Source organism: Bradyrhizobium sp. PRIMUS42 (genome assembly GCF_023006515.1).
In the GTDB taxonomy this organism is placed as follows: Bacteria; Pseudomonadota; Alphaproteobacteria; order Rhizobiales; family Xanthobacteraceae; genus Bradyrhizobium.
In genome coordinates this window covers 1-2658 of record NZ_JALBGZ010000801.1, presented here as the reverse complement: position 1 = coordinate 2658, position 2658 = coordinate 1, and the positions used below count along the sequence as shown (strand labels likewise).

General features: G+C 65.2%; 5 protein-coding genes. All 5 read right to left on the bottom strand.

The genetic code is table 11. The annotated features are described in order from the left end of the window. Window positions 1–484, bottom strand: a 484-nt coding sequence (locus MOV75_RS33860; RefSeq protein ID WP_247007513.1) for an amidase, incomplete at its 3' end; no start/stop codon positions are given. Further along, the gene (locus tag MOV75_RS33855; RefSeq protein WP_035709922.1) at window positions 481–693 is read right to left on the bottom strand and encodes a hypothetical protein; all 213 of its coding nucleotides are present in this window, start codon (window positions 691–693) and stop codon (window positions 481–483) included. The genes MOV75_RS33855 and MOV75_RS33860, both read right to left, overlap by 4 nt. Before the next feature lie 18 nt (window positions 694–711). Next, window positions 712–999, bottom strand: a complete 288-nt coding sequence (gene gatC, locus MOV75_RS33850) for an Asp-tRNA(Asn)/Glu-tRNA(Gln) amidotransferase subunit GatC (protein ID WP_246931375.1) — start codon at window positions 997–999, stop codon at window positions 712–714. Between the two features lie 77 nt (window positions 1000–1076). Continuing rightward, window positions 1077–2153 carry a nitronate monooxygenase family protein gene (locus tag MOV75_RS33845; protein WP_246931374.1) on the bottom strand — a complete coding sequence of 359 codons (1077 nt, stop codon included), beginning with the start codon at window positions 2151–2153 and terminating at the stop codon, window positions 1077–1079. 19 nt (window positions 2154–2172) lie between these two features. Then, on the bottom strand, window positions 2173–2658 hold a 486-nt coding region (locus tag MOV75_RS33840), incomplete at its 5' end, for a nitronate monooxygenase family protein (RefSeq protein WP_247007511.1).

The following is a 2658-nucleotide window of genomic DNA, read 5'->3' as shown; positions in this document are numbered from 1 at the left end:
AACCGCCGGACGAGCCGCCCGGCACCAGCGTCGTGTTGCTGCCCTCGCGCCGCCAGGGATTGCCGACGGGACCGAAGCACGAGGTCTCGTTGGCCGAGCCCATCGCGAACTCGTCGTTGTTGAGCTTGCCGAGCATCACGGCACCGTCGCGCCAAAGCTGCGAGGTCACCGTGGACTCATAGGTCGGCACGAAATTGCCGAGGATCTTCGAGCACGCCGTGGTGCGCACGCCCTTGGTTGCGAACAGATCCTTGATGCCGAGCGGGATGCCCGCGAGGGGACCGCCCTCACCCTTGGCGATCTTGCCATCGGCCTCGCGCGCCATGTCGCGCGCCCGGTCCGGCGTCTCCATCACGAAGGCATTGAGCACGCGCGCGGCTTCGATCGCGGAGAGGTGCGCGTCGGTCAGCTCGAGGGACGTGAAAGTCTTGTCGGCGAGACCCTTGCGGGCCTCGGCGAGCGTCAGCGATGTCAAATCGGTCATTTATTGATCGGGCTGCAGAAGAACGGAGACAGGGTCTTGTCGTTGGCCGGGTCGTCTTTCTTGGCGGCTGCTTTCGCGGCGGCCTCGATCTCGTCGAGCACGGCATTGACGGCGACGTTGGGGTCGGCAGCCTTGCCCTGCCGTTCCATCTTGTCGAGATAGTTCATGTAGGCCTGATAGGCCTTTTCATCATCGCAAAGCATGCACATCGGACTTGGTCCTAAGAACTACTCAACAACCTTGGGCACCAGGAAGAAGTGACCTTCGGTCGCGGGCGCATTGGCAACGATATCGTCGGCGATCTCGCCGTCATCGACCACGTCCGGCCGCTTCTTCATCTGCATCGGGGTGACCGAGGTCATGGGCTCCACGCCCTCGACATTGACCTCCGAAAGCTGCTCGACGAAGGCGAGCATGGCATTGAGCTCGCCCTGCAGATGCGGAACCTCACCCTCGGAAACCGCAATGCGCGCCAGATGCGCGATGCGGCGGACGGTAGCAGCGTCGACGGACATTATATAAGGCCTCTCACGGCAAAACCTATGTGCCGTATAGCAGAGGCCGGTTTTGCGCCGCAACCGGCGTGGCTGGCCTAACCGGCCAGCGCTTTCATGCGGGCCAGCGCCGATCTGGCGAGATCCCGGGTCATTTCAGCCGCCGGGACCTCGCGGCTGAGGGCCACAGCCTGGCCCGCCCAGAGATTGGTGAAGTCCACCCTGCCCTGCTTTTCAGCAGCCGCCTTGAGCGGCGCCAGTGCGGTCGCGGCATGGGGAAAGGGCGGCGCATCCGGCGAGATCGGGCCGGCCTCGCGCATCAGGCGGTTCTGGACCCCGCGCGCCGGACGGCCGGTCATTACATTGGTGATGACGGTGGAATCGTCCCGCGCCTCGGCTAGCGCCTTGCGGCCGCCCGCGCCGACCTTGGATTCCGGACAGCGCAGATAAGCGCTGCCGATCTGCACGCCCGAGGCACCGAGCGCGAACGCCGCGGCAATGCCGCGCCCGTCTGCGATGCCGCCGGCAGCTATCACCGGCACCTTCACGGCATCGACGACCTGCGGCACCAGCGCAAACGTGCCGGGCTGCTCGGCGATCTTGTCGGTCAGGAACATGCCGCGATGACCGCCGGCCTCCGCGCCTTGCGCGATGACGGCATCGGCGCCGTGCTGTTCCAGCCAGACCGCTTCCTTCACCGTCGTTGCCGACGAGATGACGAGGCAGCCGGCCACCTTGACGCGCTTGAGCAGCTTCGCGTCCGGCAGGCCGAAATGAAAGCTGACGATTTCCGGCTTCAGCTCCTCGACGACCTCGCAGAACGAGGCATCGAACGGCGCACGGTTCGCGGCAGTGATCGGCGCCGAGGGATCGAGACCATGCTCGGCGTAATAGCCCGTGAGCCGCTGCTTCCAGCGCGCCTCGGCGTCGGCCGTAAGGTCAACCGGCGTGTGGCAGAAGAAGTTCATGTTCACCGGCGCCTTCACGCGTTGACGAATGAGCTCGACCTGCTCGCGCGCCTTCTCCGGAGATAGCATCGCACTCGGCAACGAACCGAGCCCTCCGCCTTCCGCCACGGCGATCACCAGCTCTGCATCCATCACTCCGGCCATCGGCGCCAGCACGATCGGGAATTCGGTCTTGAAGAGGTCGATCAATCGACGGTCGGGCCACATGGTTTTGCTCTCTCGTGGTTCAGGCAAGCGGTGCGATGGAATTGCGCCGGCCGGTTAGCAGTTGCTCCGCTTCGGTCGCAATCCGTTCGACGATCTCGGCGGCGGACGGAATATCATGGATCAGGCCGACAGCCTCGCCGGCAAAGACAGCGGCGACCTCGAAATTGCCCGCGGCCTTCGCCGCAGCATATTCAACGGACACCTCGCCCGCCCTTTGCATGAGCTCGATCTCGCGGCCGGTCCAGTGCCTGATGTGGTCGTTGACAAGCGTCCGTGCCGTGAACGGGGACGGCCAGAACAGGCTTCGCGACCAGTCAGCGACAACGCCGCGCACAGTGTCGTTGCTGTTCGCCACGCGAATGCGCTGCTTGGCCTCCTGCGCGCCGTTCGCCTCCACGCTCGCATAGAAGCGCGTGCCGATCAGCACGCCGGATGCGCCCAGCATCATCATTGCGGCAAGACCCCGGCCGTCGGCGATTCCGCCGGCCGCGACGACAGGCACACG